We start from the raw sequence: 3,557 nt of genomic DNA, 5'->3' as shown, positions 1-3,557 counted from the left end.
GCATTTCCTGGCGACCGCCCTGCCGGGCTTCGGCGACACGCAGGACGCGATGCTGACGGGCGACCGCTTCCTGAACCACGCTTTCCTCTCGCCCTATCTGAATGCCGGGCTGCTGGACCCGCTTGACATCTGCCGCCGGGCCGAGGCCGAATACCGCGCGGGCCGGGCACCCCTGAACGCGGTCGAGGGGTTCATCCGCCAGATCCTCGGCTGGCGCGAATTCATCCGCGGCATCTATTTCCGCGAAGGCCCCGACTATCCCGGCCGCAATGCCCTGACCCACACCCGCCCGCTGCCCGCGCTCTATTGGGGCGCCGGGACGCAGATGAATTGCATCGCCCAGGCCATCGCCCAGACCCGGGACGAGGCCTATGCCCACCATATCCAGCGGCTGATGCTGACCGGCAATTTCGCGCTGCTGGCGGGCATCGACCCGGGCGCGCTGCATGAATGGTATCTGGCCGTCTATGCCGATGCCCATGAATGGGTCGCGGCGCCCAATACCCTCGGCATGAGCCAGTTCGCCGATGGCGGTATCGTCGCGTCCAAGCCCTATGTCTCGTCCGGGGCCTATATCGACCGGATGTCGGATTATTGCCGGTCCTGCCATTATGATGTCCGTCAGAAGACGGGGCAGGGGGCCTGCCCGTTCAACCTGCTCTACTGGCATTTCCTCGACCGCCACCGCGACCGCTTCGCCGCGAATCCCCGGATGGGGCCGATCTACCGCATATGGGACAGGATGCCCCCCGACCGCCGCGCCACGATCCTGGCCGGGGCGCAGGGCCTCCTCGGGCGGCTGGACGCGGGCGGGACGGTCTGACCCCCTCAGCCCAGCAGCGCGCCCAGCGCCAGGAAGAATAGCCCCGACAGCAGCGCGGCGGCGGGCACGGTCACGACCCAGGCGGCGACCACCGTCATGAAATGCGACCGGCGCACCAGCTTGCGGCGGCGCCGCTCGGCCTCGGGCAGGCGTTTCGCGGGCGGGCGGGCCTGCGTGATCGCCCGCACCCGGCGCTCGGCATGCCATTCGCGGAAGAATCCCACGCCGAAGACAGCCCCCACCGCGATATGGGTGGAACTGACCGGCAGGCCCAGCCAGGACGCCACGATCACCGTCACCGCCGCCGACAGCGCCACGCAATAGGCCCGCATCGGGTTCAGCTTGGTGATCTGGCTGCCGACCAGCCGGATCAGCTTGGGGCCGAACAGCACCAGCCCGAACGAGATGCCGAAGGCCCCGATCACCATCACCCAGACCGGGATCGACACCTGACCGGAAACCGCCCCTTCCTGCTGGGCATGCACGATCGCCGCCAGCGGCCCCACCGCATTGGCCACGTCATTCGCGCCATGGGCAAAGGACAACAACGCCGCCGAGACCACCAGCGGAAAGCCGAACAGCGTCTTCAGCGACTTGTTGCGGTTCTCCATGCCGCGCGCCTGGCGCCGGATCGCCGGGATCGCCAGCAGATGACAGACCAGACCCACGGCAAGCCCTATGACCAGCGCATGGCCCATCCCGATGCTGACCACCCGCGACAGGCCCTTGAGCGCCAGATAGGTCGCGAAGGCCCCTGCCATCAGCCCGATCAGCACCGGCACCCAGACCCGCGCGGCGGCGATCTTGTCCTCGACATGGATGATGCGCCACTTGATGAAGGCCAGGATCATGGCCGCGATCGCGCCCCCCATCAGCGGCGAGATCACCCAGCTGGCCGCGATCGCGCCCATCATGGGCCAGTTCACGGCGGTCAGCCCCGCCGCCGCCACCCCCGCGCCCAGCACGCCGCCGACCACCGAATGGGTGGTCGAGACCGGCGCGCCCAGCCAGGTGGCGATGTTCACCCAGATCGCCGCAGCCAGCAGCGCCGACATCATCGCCCAGGTAAAGACCTGCGTATCCGCCACCCTTTCGGGATCGACAATGCCCTTGGAAATCGTCGAGACCACGTCGCCGCCCGCGATCAGCGCGCCCGCGGTTTCGCAGATTGCCGCGATCGCGATAGCGCCCGCCATCGACAGCGCATTCGCGCCGACCGCCGGGCCCATGTTGTTGGCCACGTCATTGGCGCCGATATTCAGCGCCATATAGGCCCCAAACCCGGCCGCGGCGACCACGAACAGCATGCCGGGGGTCTGGCCGATGATGACCATCGCTGTCAGCGCGGCCAGCAGGATGAAGGCCAGCGACACGCCCACGCCCACCAGCGGGCGCGAGACATGCATCGTGGCATATTCCACCCGCGACAGCCGGTTCAGATCCTTGTCGAGCGTGCGCCACGGATCGGGCTTGCTGGTATCGGACATCTGTGGCGGGGCCTTTCGGAGAGGTCTGCGCGGGCGCGGAGGGCCGGGCGGTTCAGGCCGGGAAACCGGCGGAGAGGTTGCCCAGCAGCGCCTTGAGTTCGGGTTCCTCGACCGCCTCGGCGGCCTCGGCCGGGCTCATCCAGCGGCGGCGCCGCTCGGCGCCTTCGGGAAAGCGGTCGTCCAGCGCCGCGACCTCGATGGCGAAGACCTCGACATCGGTGGCCACCGGCACCCCGCCCTTGAGCCGCTTGGTGTAGCGATAGCGCCCGACCGGATCGGGGCGGACAAGGCCGGCCCGGACCCCGGCCTCTTCCCAGGCCTCCCGGGCGGCCATGTCCGCGGCGCCATGCCCGGCCTTCGGCCAGCCCTTGGGCAGGATCCAGCGGCCGGTCTCGCGCGAGGTGATCATCAGGATCTCGGGCGCATCGCCCGCCGGGGCGCGGCGATGGCACAGCGCCGCCACCTGAACGCGCGAGGGGCGCCCCAGTAGCGGCAGCAGGATGTTGGTCCAGACCTGTTTCAGCATGCTCGCCCGCCCAGTGAACCGATCCGTCGCGATAGCACCGATCCGGCGGGCGGGGCAAGGCGAACCCGGGACGCGGCCGCGGAGCGGGGCGTTTCGCCCCGGCTGACGCCGGGGCGACCCGGCGGGGGGCGCTGCCCCCCGCCCCCCCCCGGGGTATTTCGTCCAAGAAGAAGGGCAGGGCGGGGGCCCCGTGCAGCCCGTGCCGGCCAGCCCGTGGCGGCCAGTCCGTGGCGGTCACTCCGTGGCGGCGCCGGGGCCGGTGGTCAGCACGCCGTTGCGCCAGGTGCCCGAGCGGGTCTCGCCATCGGCATAGCGCATCACGCCCTCGCCCTCGTATCTGCCCATCGCGAAGGTGCCTTCATAGACATCGCCATTGGCATAGGTGGCGACACCCTGGCCGTGGAACTTGCCGTCCTTCCAGCCGCCGGAATAGCTGAACCCGTCGGGCATGGTGATCGTGCCCTGGCCCTCGCGCTGACCGCGCAGGAAGCCGCCAGAATAGACCGAGCCATCGGCATAGCTGGCCGTGCCCTCGCCATGGCGCAGCCCGTTCTGCCATTGCCCCTCATAGGTATAGCCGTCGTCATGGGTCATCCTGCCCTGGCCGTGATAGGCGGCGTCCCTGAAGGCGCCTTCGTAGACCAGACCGTTGGGGAAGGTGGCGCGGCCCTGGCCCTCGATCACGCCGGCCTTCCACGTGCCCTCATAGGTGGCGCCGTCG

3 protein-coding genes and 1 pseudogene are annotated in these 3,557 nt (G+C 69.6%); 1 reads left to right on the top strand and 3 read right to left on the bottom strand.

Annotation, left to right across the window (positions count from 1 at the left end; all coding sequences use genetic code 11):
• A pseudogene (locus tag ENN83_RS02315) lies at nucleotides 1–823 on the top strand (cryptochrome/photolyase family protein); the annotation flags it as partial.
• Nucleotides 824–828: 5 nt separating this feature from the next.
• On the opposite strand, the gene ENN83_RS02310 reads toward ENN83_RS02315, so the two are convergent.
• From ENN83_RS02310 to ENN83_RS02300, 3 genes are all read right to left on the bottom strand, one after another.
• Nucleotides 829–2,310 (bottom strand): inorganic phosphate transporter, encoded by a 1,482-nt coding sequence (locus ENN83_RS02310; protein WP_287183605.1) that lies wholly within the window; start codon nucleotides 2,308–2,310, stop codon nucleotides 829–831.
• A 52-nt stretch (nucleotides 2,311–2,362) separates the two neighbouring features.
• Complete coding sequence (locus ENN83_RS02305) at nucleotides 2,363–2,836, bottom strand: NUDIX hydrolase (protein ID WP_287183602.1); 474 nt, start codon at nucleotides 2,834–2,836, stop codon at nucleotides 2,363–2,365.
• 234 nt (nucleotides 2,837–3,070) lie between these two features.
• Nucleotides 3,071–3,557: MORN repeat-containing protein (locus ENN83_RS02300; protein WP_414707609.1), on the bottom strand; the 487-nt coding region annotated here is incomplete at its 5' end.

The sequence above is a fragment of the Rhodovulum sp. genome, assembly GCF_011048875.1.
GTDB classification, from domain to species: Bacteria; Pseudomonadota; Alphaproteobacteria; order Rhodobacterales; family Rhodobacteraceae; genus Rhodovulum; species Rhodovulum tesquicola.
Note: the sequence above shows the minus strand (reverse complement) of the source record. Positions and strands in the feature narration are given on the sequence as shown.